At 72.0% G+C, this 17,673-nt stretch carries 15 protein-coding genes; 4 read left to right on the top strand and 11 right to left on the bottom strand.

Annotated features, from left to right (window positions below; genetic code table 11):
• Positions 1–183 precede the first annotated feature (183 nt).
• From AB0C28_RS52960 to AB0C28_RS52915, 10 genes are all read right to left on the bottom strand, one after another.
• A complete protein-coding gene (locus tag AB0C28_RS52960; protein WP_358084713.1) occupies positions 184–1,338 on the bottom strand; it encodes an FAD-dependent oxidoreductase in 1,155 nt (384 codons plus the stop codon).
• A 134-nt stretch (positions 1,339–1,472) separates the two neighbouring features.
• Positions 1,473–2,561 (bottom strand): prephenate dehydrogenase, encoded by a 1,089-nt coding sequence (locus AB0C28_RS52955; RefSeq protein ID WP_358084711.1) that lies wholly within the window; start codon positions 2,559–2,561, stop codon positions 1,473–1,475.
• A gap of 161 nt (positions 2,562–2,722) precedes the next feature.
• Complete coding sequence (gene aroH, locus AB0C28_RS52950; protein ID WP_106244778.1) at positions 2,723–3,082, bottom strand: chorismate mutase; 360 nt, start codon at positions 3,080–3,082, stop codon at positions 2,723–2,725.
• Between the two features lie 69 nt (positions 3,083–3,151).
• Positions 3,152–5,305: a pseudouridine synthase gene (locus AB0C28_RS52945; RefSeq protein WP_358084709.1), complete on the bottom strand. Its 2,154-nt coding sequence runs from the start codon at positions 5,303–5,305 to the stop codon at positions 3,152–3,154.
• Positions 5,302–5,877, bottom strand: a complete 576-nt coding sequence (gene scpB / locus AB0C28_RS52940; RefSeq protein WP_346109182.1) for an SMC-Scp complex subunit ScpB — start codon at positions 5,875–5,877, stop codon at positions 5,302–5,304. Before scpB ends, AB0C28_RS52945 begins: the two co-directional genes overlap by 4 nt.
• 394 nt (positions 5,878–6,271) lie before the next feature.
• Positions 6,272–7,090, bottom strand: a complete 819-nt coding sequence (locus AB0C28_RS52935; protein WP_346109166.1) for a segregation/condensation protein A — start codon at positions 7,088–7,090, stop codon at positions 6,272–6,274.
• Positions 7,087–8,028 carry a ParA family protein gene (locus AB0C28_RS52930; RefSeq protein ID WP_357860567.1) on the bottom strand — a complete coding sequence of 314 codons (942 nt, stop codon included), beginning with the start codon at positions 8,026–8,028 and terminating at the stop codon, positions 7,087–7,089. The genes AB0C28_RS52935 and AB0C28_RS52930 overlap by 4 nt, the downstream gene beginning before the upstream one ends.
• Positions 8,029–8,145: 117 nt before the next feature.
• A complete protein-coding gene (locus AB0C28_RS52925; RefSeq protein ID WP_357860570.1) occupies positions 8,146–9,051 on the bottom strand; it encodes a site-specific tyrosine recombinase XerD in 906 nt (301 codons plus the stop codon).
• 15 nt (positions 9,052–9,066) lie between these two features.
• The gene (locus AB0C28_RS52920; protein WP_357860707.1) at positions 9,067–9,675 is read right to left on the bottom strand and encodes an NUDIX hydrolase; all 609 of its coding nucleotides are present in this window, start codon (positions 9,673–9,675) and stop codon (positions 9,067–9,069) included.
• Positions 9,676–9,794: 119 nt separating this feature from the next.
• A complete protein-coding gene (locus tag AB0C28_RS52915; protein WP_357860573.1) occupies positions 9,795–11,459 on the bottom strand; it encodes a CTP synthase in 1,665 nt (554 codons plus the stop codon).
• Positions 11,460–11,570: 111 nt separating this feature from the next.
• On the opposite strand from AB0C28_RS52915, the gene AB0C28_RS52910 reads away from it, so the two are divergent.
• The 3 genes from AB0C28_RS52910 to AB0C28_RS52900 all read left to right on the top strand — a co-directional run bounded on the left by AB0C28_RS52910 (position 11,571) and on the right by AB0C28_RS52900 (position 14,356).
• Positions 11,571–12,215, top strand: a complete 645-nt coding sequence (locus tag AB0C28_RS52910) for a DapH/DapD/GlmU-related protein (protein WP_357860576.1) — start codon at positions 11,571–11,573, stop codon at positions 12,213–12,215.
• 93 nt (positions 12,216–12,308) lie between these two features.
• A complete protein-coding gene (locus tag AB0C28_RS52905; protein ID WP_346109175.1) occupies positions 12,309–13,433 on the top strand; it encodes a nitronate monooxygenase family protein in 1,125 nt (374 codons plus the stop codon).
• A gap of 164 nt (positions 13,434–13,597) precedes the next feature.
• Entirely contained in the window at positions 13,598–14,356 is a 759-nt protein-coding gene (locus AB0C28_RS52900; protein ID WP_357860580.1) for a GntR family transcriptional regulator, read from the top strand.
• Here AB0C28_RS52900 and AB0C28_RS52895 read toward each other — a convergent pair.
• Positions 14,334–16,694 (bottom strand): FAD-dependent oxidoreductase, encoded by a 2,361-nt coding sequence (locus tag AB0C28_RS52895; protein WP_358084706.1) that lies wholly within the window; start codon positions 16,692–16,694, stop codon positions 14,334–14,336. The two genes, AB0C28_RS52900 and AB0C28_RS52895, sit on opposite strands and share 23 nt — an antisense overlap.
• A gap of 69 nt (positions 16,695–16,763) precedes the next feature.
• Between AB0C28_RS52895 and AB0C28_RS52890 the strand changes: the two genes are divergently transcribed.
• Positions 16,764–17,669 (top strand): phosphotransferase, encoded by a 906-nt coding sequence (locus AB0C28_RS52890; protein WP_357860586.1) that lies wholly within the window; start codon positions 16,764–16,766, stop codon positions 17,667–17,669.
• Positions 17,670–17,673 lie beyond the last annotated feature (4 nt).

Below are 17,673 nucleotides of genomic sequence, written 5' to 3'. Positions count from 1 at the left end.
AAATCCACCCCCCCCCCACCTAAAAAAACCCCCAAACCACCACACCCCCCCCCACCCCCCCCCCCCCCCCCCCGGGGGGGGGGGGGGCCCCCCGCCCCCCCCCCGCCGTTCGTCGTTCGTCGATCGTTCGTCGTAAAGCCCGTATGTGGATGGGCCCCCACCCGTCAGAAGCCCGCCCGCTCGTCAGATGCCGGTGAGGCGGAACATCCAGACGGGCACCAGGCCCCGCTTGAGCAGCTTGAACGTCGGGAACGAGCTCGCGCACAGCACCTCCTTGTACCTGATGGCCGCCCGCCCGGTCAGGTACCACCTGCGCGGTGTGTCGTCCTGGTGGGTGAACTGGATGACCGCGTCGCGGCGGCCCAGGCTGGTGGGCTGATGCACGTACCCGAACCGGAAGGCGGCCGGTTCCTTGCCCTGGAGCGTGGCGGCCAGCGAGCCGGCCGCGTGCAGGCCCGCCGGGATTCCGCCCTGACAGGTGCCGTGCATGACCCCGAACTTCTGCGTGATCGCGGCGGCGTCGCCGACGGCGTACACGTCGGGGTGGGAGACCGAGCGCAGCGCGGAGTCCACCACGATCCGGCCCTGGGCGTCCACGGCGAGCCCCGACTCCGTGGCGATGGACAGCCCCTTGATGCCGGTGGTCCAGAGCGTGGCGTCGGAGTGGATCAGCTCGCCGCCCTCCAGCTCGACGCCGTCGGGCAGCACCTTGGTGACGGCCGCGCCCGAACGCACCTCGACGCCGAGCCGCTCCAGGCCCGCGTCCAGGTACGCGCGGGCGCTCTCGCCCATCATGGAGCCGGGCCGGCCCCTGGTCACCAGCACCACCCGCAGGTGGGGGCGGGTCTCGGCCAGCTCGGCCGCCGACTCGACGCCGGTCAGCCCGCCGCCGGCCACGACCACCGTGCCGCGCGTCAGGTCGTCGAGGCGCCGCGAGAGCCGTACGGCGGACTCGTGGTCGTCATAGGTGTACGCGTGGTCGTCGACGCCGGGGACGGAGGTGTCGGTGACGGCGCCGAGCGCGTAGACCAGCTTGTCGTAGCCGAGCACCCGCTCGCCGCCGTCCGGGTCGGCGAGGCGCACCTGCCCGCGTGCCGGATCGAGCGCCGTCACCCGCCCGATCTCCAGCCGGACGCCGGTGCCGGCCAGCGACTCCGCCAGGGAACGCGGGGCCAGCGGCTGCCCCGCGGCCGTCTGGTGCAGGCGCAGCCGCTCGGTGAACGTCGGCGAGGCGTTCACCAGGGTGACCTTGCCGCCTGTCTTGCGCGTCAGCCGGGCGGCCCTGATGGCCGCCATCATGCCGGCGTAGCCCCCGCCCAGGACCAGAATCTCACTCATTGTCCTTACCTCCTCGATTCTGACCTGAAGACGGATCGAGGAGGCGCGGGCGTGACATCGTCCGGGGAAAACTTTTCGGGCCTTGGCGCACGCGGAATCGTACAGACCGCAAAAGCCGGGCAAGAGCACCCGGGCTACGGGACCTGCCAGCCGCGTTCGCGCAGGGCGTCGGTGAGCGAGGCGGCGGAGTCGGGCTGCACCGCCAGCTCGGCGATGCCCAGGGGCAGGCCGGGCGCGTGTTCGAGGCGCACGTCCTCGACGTTGACGCCGACCTCGTCGCACACCCTGAACAGCCGGGCCAGCTGGCCGGGGCTGTCGCCGATGACCACCTGGACGGCGGCGTAGGAGGAGGCGGGGCCGCCATGCTTGCCGGGGATGCGGTCGTGGCCCACCACGCCGCGCTTGAGCAGCTGGGTGAGCTCGCCGGTGGCCGTGCCGTCGCCCTCGGCCATGGCACGCAGCGCGCTCGCGGCGTCGGCCAGGTCGTTGGCCACGGCCTCCAGCACCTCGGCGACCGGGGAGGCGTTGCCGGACAGGATGCCCAGCCACAGCCCAGGGTCGCTGCCCGCGATCCGGGTGACGTCACGCACGCCCTGCCCGGCCAGCCCCAGCGCCACGTCCGTGGCGTCGGCCAGGCGGGCGGCCACGGCGGAGGCGGCCACGTGGGGCGCGTGGGAGACCACGGCCACCGCGCGGTCGTGGTCCATCGCGCTCACCTCGACCGCGTTGGCCCCGCACAGGTCGATCAGCCGCAGCACGGCCGCCTTCGCCTCGGGGTCGGCCTCCTCCGTGGGACACAGCGCCCAAGGACGGCCGAGGAACAGGTCGTCGCGCGCGGCCCCCGGCCCGGACTTCTCCCGCCCGGCCAGCGGGTGGGAGGCGACGTAGCTGGCCAGGTCGCAGCCCAGCTGCGCGGCCCGGTGGATGGGCTCGGCCTTCACGCTGGCGACGTCGGTGTAGAACCGGGCCGCGCCGATCCGCTGCAGCTCCAGCAGCTCGGTGGCCACGTACGCGGGGGGCACCGCGATGATCGCGAGGTCCGCCGGGTCGGAGGCCGCCGTGTCGGGGGTCCAGTCCTCGCCCGCGCCGAGCTCCCGTGCCAGCCGTACGGCTCCTGGATCGCGGTCGGCGAGCAGCACGCGCACGTTCCGCTTGCGTAGCGCCAGCGCCGCGGAGGTGCCGATCAGACCGGTGCCGACGACGAGCACGGTACGAAGTTCCATCTCGATGTCCTGATTTATCGGGCTATACGGAATGTGGAGTGTCGCGCGTCCGGCTTGCCGGACACTTGCGTGCCCGCCGACCGGACCCTGCCGCCCTGCTCGGCACCGCCGCCTCACCGGCGGCGCCGCTCACGGGGAACGGCGTCCGCCGGCGTCGGCGTTCACTGGGCTATGTCCTGGCGCAATGCCACCGCCCCGCGCAGATAGACGTGCTGGATCTCCGACCGCGGGCGGTCGGTCTCGATGTGCGCCATCAGGCGTACGACGCGAGGCAGCGCGCCCGGCACGTCGATCTCGGTGCAGCAGATCAGCGGCACATCGTGGAAGCCCAGCTTACGCGCCGCGAGCGCGGGGAACTCGGAGGTCAGGTCGGGCGTGGCCGTGAACAGCACGCTGATCACGTCGTCCGGGGTCAGCCGGTTACGCTCCATGATCGCACTGACCAGCTCGGTCGTCCCGGAGATGACCGAGTCGCGGTCGTCGGCGTCCACCTGGATCGCCCCGCGGATCGCCCGCACCATGTGGTTCGTCCCCCTCTTATACCGGAGAGCCCGTGCGGAGGTTCGCACGGGCTCCTGCGTCCGGCCAGATTACAGCTTCACGGCCGCGTACAGCTCGCCGACTTCCTTCAGGCTCAGCGACCTGACGGTGCCCGGCTTGGTCCGGCCCAGCTTCACCGGCCCGAACTCGATCCTGGCCAGGTCGATCACCCGGTGACCCGCCTCCTCCAGCATCCGCCTGACCACGTGCTTGCGGCCCTCGTGCAGGACCACCTCGACCAGCGCCTGCTGGCCGTGCTCGTGCACGACGGCGAAGGAGTCGGCCCTGGCCAGGCCGTCCTCCAGCTCGATGCCCTGCTTCAGGCGCCGGGCCAGGTCACGCGGGATCGGCCCCGGCACCTTGGCCCAGTACTTCTTCTGCACGCCGTAGCTGGGGTGCGTCAGCCGGTTGGCCAGCTCCCCGTCGTTGGTGAGCAGCAGCAGGCCCTCGGTCTCGGTGTCCAGCCGCCCCACGTGGAACAGCCTCGGCGCCAGCTCCTCGACGAAGTCGGCCAGGCACGGCCGGCCCTGCGGGTCGTCCATCGTGGAGACCACGCCGATGGGCTTGTTGAGCGCGTAGTAGACCAGGTCGGGCGCGGTCGGGATGCGCTTGCCGTCCACGTGGATGACCTGGGCGGCCGGGTCGACCTTGGCGCCGAACCTCCGTACGACCTGGCCGTTGACGGTGACGCGGCCCTCGCCGATCATCTCCTCGCAGGCCCTGCGGCTGGCGACGCCCGCCTGCGCGAGCACCTTCTGCAGCCGTACGCCGCCCGGCACCTCGGTGGTGTCGCGCTCGTCGGTGTAGCCCTCGGGGTAGAAGTCGTAGTCGCGGAGCGGCTGGCGGGCGGCCTTCACCCGGTCGCGCTGCGGGCTGCCGGAGCCGTCACGCCCGCGCGAGGAGCCCTCAGAGCCGTCGCGCCCGCGCCCGGGGCCGCCGAAGCCCTCCCGGCCGCGCCCGGAGCCGGCGAAGCCGTCACGACCGCGCTGGGAGCCACGGTAGCCGTCGCGTCCGCCGCCGCCGCCGAGCGTCTGCACCTCATCACGCCGGGACGTACGCGCCCCGCGCCCGTCACCACTGCGCCCGTCACCACTGCGCCCGTTCCCGCTGCGCCCGTCACCGCCGCGCCTGTCGGCACCGCGCCCTGCGCCGCCGTACCCGGCGCCGCTGTACCCGGCGCCGCTGTACCCGGCGCCGCGTGCGTCGCCTCCGGGCCTGCCGCCGCGGTCGTCGCCGTCGCGCCTGCCGTAGCGGGAACGGGTCGAGTTCGTGCCGCTGGGAGCGGTGTCCTCACGACGCCCGCTCCGCCCAGCCCTGAACCCGGCGCCGCGCTCGTCACGCCCGCCGTCGTGCCCCCTGTCACGCCCGCCGTCACGCGCGCCGTCATACGCACTGTCAGGCCGGTCGCCACGGAAGTCGCCGCGCCCGCCGTCACGTCGTTCGGCACGGAAGTCACCACGCCCGCCGTCACGCCGGTCGCCACGGGAGTCGCCGAACCGGTCGTCCCGGCCCTCGGGGCGGTAACCGCCCCGGTCGCCGTCGCGCGGCCGCTCGTCGCGGCCGTAACGGCCTTCACGCCGGTCGTCCCCGCCGCCGAAGCGGCTGTCACGCCGGTCACCGCCGCTGAAACGGCTCGTACCACGGTCGCCGCCGCCGGTACGGGAGTCACCGCCGCCGAAGCGGCTCGTCCCACGGTCACCACCACCGAAGCGGCTCGCGCCACGGTCACCGCCGCCGAAGCGGCTCGCGCCACGGTCGCCACCGGCCGGACGGCTCTCGCGGCGGTCGCCGCCGAAACGGGCCTCGCGGTCGCCGCCTGGGGAACGCTCCTCGCGCTGGAAGCGGCTCGGGCGGTCGCCGTCGCCGTAACGGGCGCGGGATCCGCCACGGTCGGCGCGGAGAGAGTCGCGCGCGGGCCGGTCGCGGAAGTCGTCGCGGCGGGATCCGCCGCGGTTGTCGTCGCCGCCGCGGGATCCGCCGCGGAAGCCGTTGTCGCCCCGGGACGTGCCGCGGGAGTCACTCTCACCGCGGTAGCCACCACGGGAGTCGCTGTCACCGCGGTAACCGCCGCGGGAGTCGTTGTCGCGGCGGTTACCGCCGCGGCTGTCGTCGGAGCGGAAGGCGGGACGCCCACTGCGGCCGGAGCCGCCGGTACGTCCACGACCGCGTCCATCACCGGACGGGGTGCTGCGCCTGTTGATCACTTTGTCGTCTCCTCGAGATTCTCCAAGTCGTCAGGGAGGAAGGGCGCGAGCTCGGGAAGCTCGCTCAGGTCCCGCAGTCCCAGACGTTCAAGGAAGTATGAGCTTGTCCGGTAGAGCACTGCCTGGCTCTCCGGGTCGGAGCCGGCCTCTTCGACCAGTCCCCTGGCGACGAGCGTCCGCATGACGCCGTCGCTGTTGACGCCGCGCACGGCGGCGACTCGGGCGCGGCTCACCGGTTGCCGGTAGGCCACCACCGCGAGTGTCTCCAACGCGGCCTGGGTCAGCCGCGACTGCTGGCCGTCGCGTACGAACCGCTCGACCAGTTGTGCGCAGTCGGCACGCGTGTAAAAACGCCAGCCGCCCGCGACCTCTCGCAAGTCGAAACCCCGCCCCGAAGCGGTGTATTCCGCGGCCAGGCCGCGCAGAGCGGCACCCACCTCGTGTGTGGGCCGCTCCAGCACCTGCGCGAGGGTCACCTCGGCGACGGGCTCGTCGACTACAAGAAGGATAGCCTCCAACGCCGCCGCAAGCGTCGGCCCTCCCCCCGAGCCCCCGTCCGGCTCCCCCGCCATACCCCGCTCGACCTCACCCGACTCCGCCACGGCCGGCTCTGGCTCGCCCTGCTCCACCGCACCCGCCTCTGGCGCGTCCGGAACGGGCTCCGGCTCGGCATCGTCCGCCGGATCCGGCTCCACCGGTCCGGAACCCGCGGGCGGGGAACCCTCCTCGACCTCCTCGGAAAGCGCGCCGGACGCACCGTCCCAAGCCCCGAGGTCCGGCGCGGTCTCCGTGGAAGCAGCGGCGGGATCGGCGGGAGCCGTGTCAGGTTCCTCCGCCCCGAGGTCCGCGTCCGTTTCCTCCACCGCGGGCGCGCCCGGCTGCACGAGGGAGCCCGGCAGCGTCATCCAGGCGGGCAGCGGCGGGTCGGAGTCGGGTGACCTGCGCGGGTTGGGCAGGGGGTTGTCGTCAGTCATGGGATGGCTTCTCCGCGGATTCCTCGTAGTCGTCGCCCACCGCCACGTCCCCGTCGTCCGTCCCCGTCCAGGTCACGTGCAGGTCGCCGAGCGGCTCGACCTGCTCGAACGTCACCGCCGACTCCCTGAACAGCTCCAGCACGGCCAGGAACCGCGCGATGACCTCGAACGTGCCCTCGCAGTCGGACGTGAGCGCCCTGAAGGTGGCCCGCCGGAGCCGGCGCAGGTGCATGACCAGGATCGCCGCCTGCTCCTTGACGCTGGCCAGCGGCTGGTAGATGTGGCCGACGTTGACGGTCGGCGGCAGTTTCGGGGTGAAGGCCTTGGCGGCGATGCGGGCCAGCTGCTCGGGCCCGATGCCGAGGATCAGCTCGGGCAGCAGGTTGGCGAACTGCTCCTCCATCGGCACGGTACGCGGGAAGCGCAGCGCCTCCGCGGCCATCCGCCCGGCGAAGATCTTCGCCACTTCCTTGTACGCCTTGTACTGCAGCAGCCGGGCGAACAGCAGGTCCCTGGCCTCCAGCAGGGCCAGGTCCTCCTCGTCCTCGACCTCGCCCGACGGCAGCAGCCGGGCCGCCTTGAGGTCGAGCAGAGTGGCCGCCACCAGCAGGAAGTGGCTGGTCTGGTCGAGGTCCCACTCGGGCCCCTTGGCCCGGATGTAGGCGATGAACTCGTCGGTGACCTTGGAGAGCGAGACCTCGGTGATGTCGAGCTTGTGTTTGGCGATGAGGCCGAGGAGCAGATCGAACGGGCCCTCGAAGACGTCCAGGTGGACCTGGAAGCCTCCAGGTGTGCTCTGCTCTTCGGTCACCTGGCCATTGTGGCAGGCGCCGGCCAGCGCGAGAGCACCTCGCGGGCCAGCTCACGGTAGGCGTTGGCGCCGAGGGACGACGGGTCGAACGTCGTGATGGGCTCGCCGGCCACGGTGGCGTCGGGGAAGCGCACGGTGCGGTTGATGACGGTGTGGAACACCTTGTCACCGAACGCCTCGACCACCCGGGCCAGCACCTCGCGCCCGTGGAGGGTGCGGGCGTCGTACATGGTGGCGAGCAGGCCCTCGATCTCAAGATCCTCGTTGAGCCGCTCCTGCACCTTGGAGATGGTGTCCATGAGCAGCGCCACGCCGCGCAGGGCGAAGAACTCGCACTCCAGCGGCACCATCACACCGTGCGCGCAGGTCAGCGCGTTGATGGTGAGCAGGCCAAGCGAGGGCTGGCAGTCGATGAGGCACACGTCGTAGTGGGGCAGCAGCGGCTTGATCACGCGCCCGAGCACCTGCTCGCGGGCCACCTCGGTGACGAGCTGGACCTCGGCCGCGGAAAGGTCGATGTTGCTCGGCAGCAGGTCGAGGCCCTCGACGCCGGTTTCGAGCAGCACGTCCTCGGCGGTGACGTTGCGCTCCATGAGCAGGTTGTAGACGGTCAGGTCGAGCTGGAGCGGGTTGATGCCCAGGCCGACCGACAGCGCCCCCTGCGGGTCGAAGTCGACGAGCAGCACCTTGAGACCGCATTCGACCAGGGCGGCACCCAGATTGATGGTGGTCGTGGTCTTGCCGACGCCACCCTTCTGGTTGACCATCGCGACCACACGCGCCGGGCCGTGCACCGCCGGTGGCACCGGCTCGGGGAACACGGGTCTGGGCCGCTGCGTGGGGCCCAGGTTGACGCCGTTGGAAGGCGTGTTGGTCTTCGTGTCGCCCCAGGGGTTGTCGGGGGTCCCCGGGGTCGAACCCTTGGTCGTCACAGTCACCAGCTCGAACCTCCCTGACGATCCCGAACCGGACCGTCCGGACGGACACTATGGCGTCACCACTTAACGCGGCAAGGCGGCACGCCGAGGGTGGCGCACGTGTCAAAAGACTATAGATCACTGACGGGCACGCGGATGCGCGGCCGCGTACACCTCGCGGAGCTTGTCGACCGTGACCAGCGTATAGACCTGCGTGGTCGTCACAGAGGCATGGCCGAGCAACTCCTGTACCACCCTAACGTCCGCGCCGCCGTCCAAAAGGTGAGTTGCAAAGGAATGGCGGAGTACGTGGGGACTTATCCGGTCGAGTCCGGCGCGTTCGGCGGCGGCCTGGAGCACTTCCCAGGCTCCCTGCCTGGTCAGCCGCCCGCCGCGGGCGTTGAGGAAGACCGCGGGGGTGCCGCGGCCGTGGGCCAGGAGGCCGGGGCGGGCCCGGACGAGGTACGCGTCCAGGGCGGAACGGGCATAGCGCCCCAAGGGCACCACCCTGGTACGCGCTCCCTTCCCGCGCAGCCGTACCTGGTCGTCCTCCAGGTCGTCCACGGCCAGCCCGACGGCCTCGGAGATGCGGGCTCCGGTGCCGTACAGGACTTCGAGCAGGGCGCGGTTGCGCAGGGTGAGCGGGGCGCCGTCGGGGCCCGAGGCCGCGATGAGGCGTTCGACCTCGTCCACGGCGATGGCCTTGGGCAGCCGGCGGAGCTGGCGCGGCGGGCGTACCTCGTGGGCGGGGTCGTGGGCCGTCACGCCTTCGCGCAGGGCGAAACGGTGCAGGCCGCGCACGGCGGAGACGGCGCGGGCGGCGGAGCTGGCCACGAGCGCGGGGTGCTCGCCGTCGCCCTCGCGCAGCGCGGCGAGGAAGGCCAGCACGTCGGCCTCCCCCACCTCGCCCAGCTCCAGGCGGCCCCGCGCCTGGAGGTGCTCGCAGTATCGGCGCAGGTCACGCCGGTAGGACGCGAGCGTGTTGGCAGCCAGGCCCCGTTCCACCGCGAGATGGGCGAGGTAGCTGGAGAGCACCGCCTCCACGAACTGGTCCTTCCGTCACGCCTCCGGGGCGTCGGCGGGGCGCAACAAGGAGTACCCCTCGACCGAAGCCGCATATGCGGCGAGGATACCGGCCACGGCCGGGGAATTGTGGATCATTCCCATGAGCGCCTTCTCGACGGCGTCGGCGAGAAGCACCCATTCGACCGGCATGTCGATCTCCTCGTGCCGGTGCACGAAGCCGTTCTCCTCGTCGGGGATCTTGGTCAGGTCGCGGGCGAGGAACACCCTGATGCGCTCGTCGCTCATGCCGGGCGACGAGCGCAGGTCGACGAGCGTGTGCCAGACGCCGGCCCGGTAGCCGGCCTCCTCGGCGAGCTCGCGGGCGGCGGTGTCGACCAGCGGTTCGCCTGCCACGTCGCGCAGTCCGGCGGGCAGCTCCCACATGAGCCGGCGGGTGGGGTGGCGGTACTGCCTGATCATCAGGACGCGGTCGTGCTCGTCGAGGGCGAGCACCGCGACCGCGCCGGGGTGCACCACGTAGTCGCGGTCGGCGACCTCGTCTCGGGGCATCCTGACGGTGTCGGTGACGACCTCGATGACGTGGCCCTTGAACCGGGGTCTCGATTCGACGACTTCCCACGACTCGGGCGTGTCCGCGATCATGGTCGCGCTCGTCTCCCGCCTCGGCGAGCCCGGCCCGCCGCCGGCGCCGTCCTGACGACCTGCGCCGTCGTCCGAGCCGGAGCCGTCGTACGGACCTGAGCCCTCGGCCCCGGCGCCGTTCACGGCCCCACCTTGGCGGCGACGCGGCTGTCGGCGTATTCGAGCGCGGCGCTGATCAGACCCTTGAACATCGGGTTGGCCCGCGTCGGCCGGGAGCGGAACTCGGGGTGCGCCTGGGTGCCGATGAAGAACGGGTGCAGGTCCGGGGGCAGCTCGGTGTACTCGACCAGGCGCCCGTCGGGCGACAGCCCCGAGAAGATCAGGCCGACGCTCTCCAGCTTGTCGCGGTAGGCGTTGTTGACCTCGTAGCGGTGGCGGTGGCGCTCGTCGGCCTTGGCCTTGCCGGCGTAGAGCCGCCGCGCGAGCGTGCCCTCGCCGAGCTTGGCCGTGTAGCTGCCGAGACGCATGGTGCCGCCCATGTCGCGCTCGCCGGCGACCACGTCCTCCTGGTCGGCCATGGTGGAGATGACCGGGTGCTTGGTGTCGGGGTCGAACTCGGCGGAGTTGGCGTCCTCGATGCCGGCCATGTTGCGCGCGGCCTCGATGACCATGCCCTGCATGCCGAGGCAGATGCCGAGCAGCGGGATCTTGCCCTCGCGGGCGTGCCGGATGGCGCCGATCTTGCCCTCGATGCCGCGGACGCCGAACCCGCCGGGGATCAGCACGCCGTCCACGCCGTCGAGCTCGCGCGCGGCCCCTTCCGGGGTCTCGCAGTCGTCGCTCTTGACCCAGCGGATGTTGACGCGCGCGTCGTTGGCGAAGCCGCCGGCCCGCAGCGCCTCGGTGACGGACAGGTAGGCGTCGGGCAGGTCGATGTATTTCCCGACCAGCGCGATCGTGACCTCCTTGGCCGGGCGGTGCACCCGGCGCAGGAGTTGCTCCCACTCCTTCCAGTCCACGTCGCGGAAGGGCAGGCCGAGCCGGCGCACCACGTACGCGTCGAGCCCCTCGGAGTGCAGGACCTTCGGGATGTCGTAGATCGAGGCCGCGTCCACGGCGGAGACGACGGCGTCCTCGTCCACGTCGCACATGAGACTGATCTTGCGCTTGATCGCCGTCTGCACGGGCCGGTCGGAGCGCAGCACGATCGCGTCCGGCTGGATGCCGATGCTGCGCAGCGCCGCCACGCTGTGCTGGGTCGGCTTGGTCTTCAGCTCGCCCGAAGGACCGATGTAGGGCAGCAGCGAGACGTGCAGGAAGAACACGTTGTCGCGCCCGACCTCGTGCCGGATCTGGCGTACGGCCTCCAGGAACGGCAGCGACTCGATGTCGCCCACCGTGCCGCCGACCTCGGTGATGACGACGTCCACGTCAGGGCCGGCCATGCCCCGGATGCGGTCCTTGATCTCGTTGGTGATGTGCGGGATGACCTGGACGGTGTCGCCCAGGTATTCGCCCCGCCGCTCCTTGGCGATGACGTTGGAGTAGACCTGGCCGGTGGTCACGTTGGCCGAGCCGTGCAGGTCGGTGTCGAGGAAGCGTTCGTAGTGGCCGACGTCGAGGTCGGTCTCGGCACCGTCGTCGGTGACGAAGACCTCGCCGTGCTGGAACGGGTTCATGGTGCCGGGGTCGACGTTGAGGTAAGGGTCGAGCTTCTGCATGGTGACCCTGAGACCGCGCCCTTTGAGCAGGCGACCGAGGCTGGATGCCGTGAGCCCCTTGCCGAGACTGGAGGCGACACCGCCGGTGACGAACAGATGCTTGGTTTGCGATGCGCTGCGCAAAGGGGCTCCCGTGGCTCGAGGTGTGGTCGAAGTGTCCACGGGCTCTCAGGATATCAAACAACGCCCCTCACATGCCCTAACGGCATGACCTAGCGGGTAACTTTGGTCCCTATGTCACTTGTACGCCGGGCTTTGGGCGCTTTTGTACACCGCGCCTACCGGGCGATCCGCCGGGCCGGCGAGATCACTCCGGTCAGCCCATCCGGCTACCGGTTCCGCCGGCTCGGCGACGGCGTCAGCATCGCCTTCCCGCCCGGCGCGATCTTCGGTGAGCGGTGGATCGAGATCGGCGACCACACACTCATCGGCGAGCGGGTCTCGCTCTCCTGCGGCATGATGCCGGGCCCCGACCTCGGCCCCGACGCGATCCTGCGCATCGGCGGGAGCTGCTCGATCGGCAGGGGCACGCACATCGTGGCGCACCAGTCGATCGACATCGGCGACGACGTCTTCACCGGCCCGTACGTGTACATCACCGACCAGAACCACGTCTACGACGACCCCGACATCCCGATCGGGCGGCAGTGGCCCCGCAACAGCCCGGTCTCGATCGGCTCCGGCTCGTGGCTGGGCGCGGGGGCGATCATCCTGCCGGGCACCACGCTGGGGCGGCAGTGCGTGGTGGCGGGCGGCGCGGTGGTGCGCGGCGAGTTCCCCGACCACAGCGTGGTCGCCGGCGTGCCGGCCAGGCGGGTCCGCGGCTACACGCCGGAGCTCGGCTGGCACGCGCCCATCACGCTGGACGCGACCACATGAGCATTCTCGGACGCGGTCGCATGTGAGGCGTGACCCCATGAGAACCCGCGCGGGGATGGACCGAACAAGGTTCTGACCGTTAGCGTCGGGGGCATGCGGACCGCCATTTGCGAGCGTTTAGGCATCGAGTTCCCGTTGTTCGCCTTCAGCCACTGCCGTGACGTGGTGGCCGCCGTCACCAACGCGGGCGGCTTCGGGGTGCTGGGGGCGGTCGCGTACTCGCCCGACCAGCTCGACACGGAGCTGACCTGGCTGGACGGGCAGGTGGGCGGCCGGCCGTACGGCGTGGACGTGCTCGTGCCCGGCAAGGTCGACCCCTCCGCCCACGACCGGCGCGTGCACCTCATGGACGCCGTGCCCGACCGGCACCGCGACTTCGTCACGCACCTGCTGGCCAAGTACGGCGTCAGCGCCCCCGGCCGGCCGATGACGCCGGTGGCCGACGAGATGGGCAGACGGGTGACGGCGTCCGGGGCGACAGGGCTGATCGACGTGGCGCTCAAGCATCGCATCGGCCTGATCGCCAGCGCGCTCGGGCCGCCCCCGCCCGAGATGGTGACCAGGGCCAGGGAGGCGGGCGTGCCGGTCGCCGCGCTGGTCGGCACCGTCGAGCACGCCCGCAGGCAGGTGGCCGCCGGCGCCGACCTCATCGTGGCGCAGGGCACCGAGGCGGGCGGGCACACCGGCGAGATCTCCACGCTGGTGCTGGTGCCGCAGGTCGTGGACGCGGTCGGCCCGGTTCCGGTGCTGGCCGCGGGCGGGATCGCGTCGGGACGGCAGATGGCCGCCGCCATGGCGCTCGGGGCCGAGGGCGTGTGGTGCGGCTCGGTCTGGCTCACGACCGAGGAGGCGGAGACGTCTCCCGCGGTCAAGCGCAAGATGCTGGCGGCCTCGTCGCTGGACACCGTCAGGTCCCGATCCCGTACGGGCAAGCCCGCCCGGCAGCTCAAGTCGGCCTGGACCGAGGAGTGGGACGCCGGGCAGGAGAGCCCTGGGCCGCTGGGGATGCCGCTGCAGATGCTGCTGGCCGAGGGCGCGATGGGGCGCATCGTGGCGGCGGCGGAGAAGGGCGAGCCTGGGGCGCTGGAGCTGGCCAACTACTTCGTGGGGCAGGTCGTGGGCCAGCTCGACCGGGTACGGCCGGCCAGGGACGTGGTCTACGAGATGATCGCCGAGTTCGGCGACGCGGTCGACCGCCTGCGGCGCCTGTCGGAGTGAATGCGGCGCCTGTCGGACCGGCCGCCGCGTCTCACCGCGGCGGCAGGTCCGGCAGCGAAGTCGCGGCGTGCCGGGCGCGAACTCGGTGCGGCCCGGCGCAGAGCCGGTGAGGCCCGGGCGCGGACCCCGTAGGGAAGATGTCCGGCAAAGGGTAATCTGCGCCTGTGGTCGGGATCCCGCCTGAGCTGGAGCGCGGCACCGGCGTCCCCGCGCACGTGCAGATCGAGCGCTGGCTGCTCGCCTCGATCGCCGGCGGCGAGCTGGCGCCGGGCGACCGGCTGCCCGGCGAGCGGGAGCTGGCCGGACGCCTCGGCGTGAGCAGGATGACGCTCAGGCAGGCACTGGCCTCGCTGGAACGCGACGGCGTGCTGCTCCGGCTGCCCGGCAGGTCGGGCGGGGCGTTCATCGCCGAGCCGCGCATCGAGTGCGACCTGACGGGGCTGGCCGGGTTCACCGAGCAGATGCGCCGCGCCCACCTGCGGGCCGAGGCACGGGTGCTGCGGGCCGCGACGGTGCCCGCGCCCGCCGCCGCGGCCACCGCGCTCGGCGTCGCGGCCGGGGCGCCGGTGCACGAGGTGGCGCGGGTACGCTCGGCGGGCCGGTCGCCGGTCGCGCTGGAGCGCTCCTACTTCCCCGACCTGCCCGGCCTGCTCGACCAGGACCTCACCGGCTCCCTGTACGCGCTCCTGGCGGCCCGCTACGACCTGGAGCCGCGTACGGCGGTCGAACGCCTCGACCCGGTGATCGCCCGCCCGGCCGAGGCCGCCGAGCTGGGCATCGAGCCGGGCAGACCGCTCATGCTGATCGAGCGCACCGCCTACGCCGGCGACGGGACCCCGGTGGAGTACGCGCTCGACCTGTTCCGCCCCGACCGGGTGCGCATCTCGGTGCGCAGCGGCGTCAGGGAACCACCGGGCCCTTGACCACGGTCCCCGCCACCCAGGCGCCCTCCACCTCGATCTCGACCGGTGTGCCGGGGGCGGCCTCCAGGTAGGCGTAGGCGATGGAGGCGCGGGCGGTGTAGCCGTAGCCGCCCGAGGTGACGCGGGAGACCACGTCGCCCGCCACCCGTACCGGCTCGTTGCCCAGCGCGACCGCTCCGGGGTCGTCCAGCGTCACGCAGCGCAGCCTGCGCGGCGGCGCCGGGTCCAGCGCGTCGCGGCCGAGGAACTCCTTGTCGTTCTTGACGCAGAAGCCCAGCCCGGCCTCGTACGGCGTGGTCTCGGGCCCGATGTCGGCGCCCCACACCCGGTAGCCCTTCTCCAGCCTGAGGCTGTCGATGGCCCGATAGCCGCCGGCCACGAGCCCGTACGGCTCGCCCGCCCGCCACAGCGTCTGCCACAGCCCCAGCCCGTACTCGGTGGAGCAGTAGAGCTCCCACCCGTGCTCCCCCACGAACGTCACCCGCAGCGCCAGCACCGGCACGTCGCCCACGGTCAGCTCCCGCGCCGACATGAACGGGAAGTCCAGCGGATCGGGCGTCAGCCCGGACATGACGTCGCGGGCGCGCGGCCCCCACAGGGCGAAGCAGGCGTACTGTCCGGTCACGTCGGCGATCCGGGCCGTGGCGCCGGTGCGGGCGGCCTGCTTGCGCAGCCAGCCGAGGTCGTGCGAGCCGAACGCGGTGCCGGTGACGATCAGGAAGTCCTCCTCACCGCGCCGGGTGACGGTGAAGTCGCACTCGATGCCGCCGCGCCGGTTGAGCGCCTGCGTGTAGGTGACGGCGCCGACCTCGCGGGCGACCCGGTTGTCGCAGACCCACTCCAGCAGCTCGGCGGCGTCAGGGCCGGTGACCTCGATCTTGGCGAACGAGCTCTCGTCGAACAGCCCGGCGGCCGTGCGCGTGGCCCGGTGCTCGGCGCCGATCGCGGGCGACCAGAGCCGCCCGGCCCATCCGCGCGGCCGCTCGCCCGTTCCATTCCCTTCGTTGGACGCGTAGTAGTTGACCCGCTCCCAGCCCGACTTCTCCCCGAAGACGGCGCCGTGTCCGGCGTGCCAGCCGTAGGCGGGCGACAGGCGCAGCGGCCGCCCCGCCGACCGTTCGTGGCCGGGGTAGCGGATGTCGTAGTACGTCTCGTAGTTCTCGACCGCCCGCTTGAGCGTGTACGACGGCGAACGGTACTGGCGGCCGAAGCGGCGCACGTCCATGTGCCAGACGTCCATGCTCGGCTCGCCGTCCACGATCCACTCGGCCATGATCCGGCCGATGCCGCCCGCGCCCGCGATGCCGTGGGCGCAGAACCCGGCCGCCACGTAGAACCCGCCCACCTCGGTCTCGCCCAGGCAGAACTCGTTGTCGGGGGTGAACGCCTCGGGGCCGTTGATCAGCTTGCGGATGCCGACGTCGGCCATCGCGGGCACCCTGACCCGGGAGTTGTCGGAGATCTCCTCGAACCTGGGATAGTCCTCGGGCAGCAGCCGGCCGTTGAAGTCGGCGGGCACGGCGTCGAAGGCGTTCGTGGCGGCCGTCCAGGGGGCGCAGGTGCGCTCGTAGCCGCCCATGACCAGGCCCTGAACCTCCTGCCGGTAGTAGACGAGCAGGTCGGGGTCGCGCAGCGTGGGCAGGCCGGCGTGGTCGTGGAAGGCGTCGGTCACGACGTACTGGTGCGACATGGGCACGATCGGCACGCGTACCCCGGCCATGCGGCCGATCTCGGCCGCGAACATGCCGCCGCAGTTGACCACGATCTCGCAGTCGATGTCGCCCTGGTCGGTGCGCACGCCCGTGACACGGCCGCCGGCCGTCTTGACGCCGAGCACGCGGGTGCGGGTGCGTAGCCGCGCGCCGCCCTCGCGGGCGCGGGTGGCGAGCGCGTAGCAGAGCTGGGAGGGGTCGATCTGGCCGTCAGTCGGCAGGTACGCCGCCCCCACCACGCCTTCGGGGTCCATCAGCGGGAACAGCTCCACCGCCTCGGCCACCGAGATCTCCTCCAGCGGCAGCCCGAACGTGCGCGCCCAGCCGATCTGGCGGCGGATCTCCTCCATGCGCTCGGGCGTCGAGGCCAGCTTGATGCCGCCGCACTCGGTCCATCCGGCGTCCAGGGTGCGGTAGAGCTCGACCGAGTACTGGTTCATCCGGGTCAGCGTGGGGTCGGCGCGCAGTTGCCCGACGAGCCCGGCCGAGTGGAAGGTGGAGCCGCTGGTGAGCTCGTCGCGTTCGAGCACGACGACGTCGCGTTCGCCGAGCTGGGTGAGGTGGTAGGCGACGGACGCGCCGCCCACCCCGCCGCCGATGATCACGATGCGGGCCGAGTCGCTCATGGTCGCGAGGCTAACCGGCGCGCCGGTAAAGGTCTAGACCGTTCGCGGCGGGGCGGCCTAGCATCGAGCATGGCCGCGCCCGAGGTCCTCGATCGCATCCCCCTGCTGTCCGGCCTGCCGCGCTCCGTGGAGGAGCTGCCCGGCGGGCTCACCAACCACAACTACAAGGTGACCACGTCCGCCGGCACCTACGTGGTGCGCGTGTCGGCCAGCGACGGGGCGCTGCTCGCCATCGACAGGGACGCCGAGCACGCCGACTCGATCGCGGCGGCGCGCGCGGGGGTCGGGGCGCCGGTGCACGCCTACCTGCCCGAGCTCGGGGTGCTGGTGGTGGGCTACGTTCCGGCGCGTACGTTCACGGAGGCCGACCTGCGCGATCCGGCCAACCTGCCCCGGGTGGCGCGGGCGTGCCGCCTGCTGCACGCCGGGCCGCGGTTCGTGCGCGACTTCGACATGTTCGACGTGCAGCGACGTTACCTGGACATCGTGCGTGAACGCGGTTTCCGGCTGCCGCCGGACTATCTGGACTTCATGCCCACCGTCGCCCAGATCCAGAAATGTCTGGCGGTGCGCGACGAGGGGACCGTGCCCTGCAACAACGACCTGCTGCCCGGCAACATCCTCGACGACGGCGAACGCCTCTGGCTGATCGACTACGAGTACGCCGGCAACAACGACCCCTGCTTCGAGCTGGGCAACATCTGGAGCGAGTCCGACCTGCCGCTCGGCCATCTGGAGGAGCTCGTCACGGCCTACTACGGCCGCCGCCTGCGCCACAAGATCGCCAGAGCCCGCCTGCTGGGTCTCATGTCGAAATACGGCTGGACACTCTGGGCCTCCATCCAGGACGGCGCCAACTCCACCATCGACTTCGACTTCTGGTCGTGGGGGATGGAGAAGTACGAGCGGGCGGTGGCGGAATTCACTCATTCCGGGCTGATCAGCCTCATGGACGAGGCGACCCGGGCAGACTAGGGGC

This window comes from Nonomuraea sp. NPDC048892, from assembly GCF_040649735.1.
Classification (GTDB): Bacteria; Actinomycetota; Actinomycetes; order Streptosporangiales; family Streptosporangiaceae; genus Nonomuraea; species Nonomuraea maheshkhaliensis.
Note: the sequence above shows the minus strand (reverse complement) of the source record. Positions and strands in the feature narration are given on the sequence as shown.

What these genes read in the sequence shown, in the direction of transcription:
- aroH (WP_106244778.1), bottom strand. Translation starts at nt 3,082, where the DNA reads ATGGTGCGGGCGATCCGCGGGGCGATCCAGGTGGACGCCGACGACCGC.
- scpB (WP_346109182.1), bottom strand. Translation starts at nt 5,877, where the DNA reads ATGGCGGGGGAGCCGGACGGGGGCTCGGGGGGAGGGCCGACGCTTGCG.
- AB0C28_RS52905 (WP_346109175.1), top strand. Translation starts at nt 12,309, where the DNA reads ATGCGGACCGCCATTTGCGAGCGTTTAGGCATCGAGTTCCCGTTGTTC.
- AB0C28_RS52890 (WP_357860586.1), top strand. Translation starts at nt 16,764, where the DNA reads ATGGCCGCGCCCGAGGTCCTCGATCGCATCCCCCTGCTGTCCGGCCTG.
- AB0C28_RS52910 (WP_357860576.1), top strand. Translation starts at nt 11,571, where the DNA reads ATGTCACTTGTACGCCGGGCTTTGGGCGCTTTTGTACACCGCGCCTAC.
- AB0C28_RS52920 (WP_357860707.1), bottom strand. Translation starts at nt 9,675, where the DNA reads ATGATCGCGGACACGCCCGAGTCGTGGGAAGTCGTCGAATCGAGACCC.
- AB0C28_RS52955 (WP_358084711.1), bottom strand. Translation starts at nt 2,561, where the DNA reads ATGGAACTTCGTACCGTGCTCGTCGTCGGCACCGGTCTGATCGGCACC.
- AB0C28_RS52895 (WP_358084706.1), bottom strand. Translation starts at nt 16,694, where the DNA reads ATGAGCGACTCGGCCCGCATCGTGATCATCGGCGGCGGGGTGGGCGGC.
- AB0C28_RS52960 (WP_358084713.1), bottom strand. Translation starts at nt 1,338, where the DNA reads ATGAGTGAGATTCTGGTCCTGGGCGGGGGCTACGCCGGCATGATGGCG.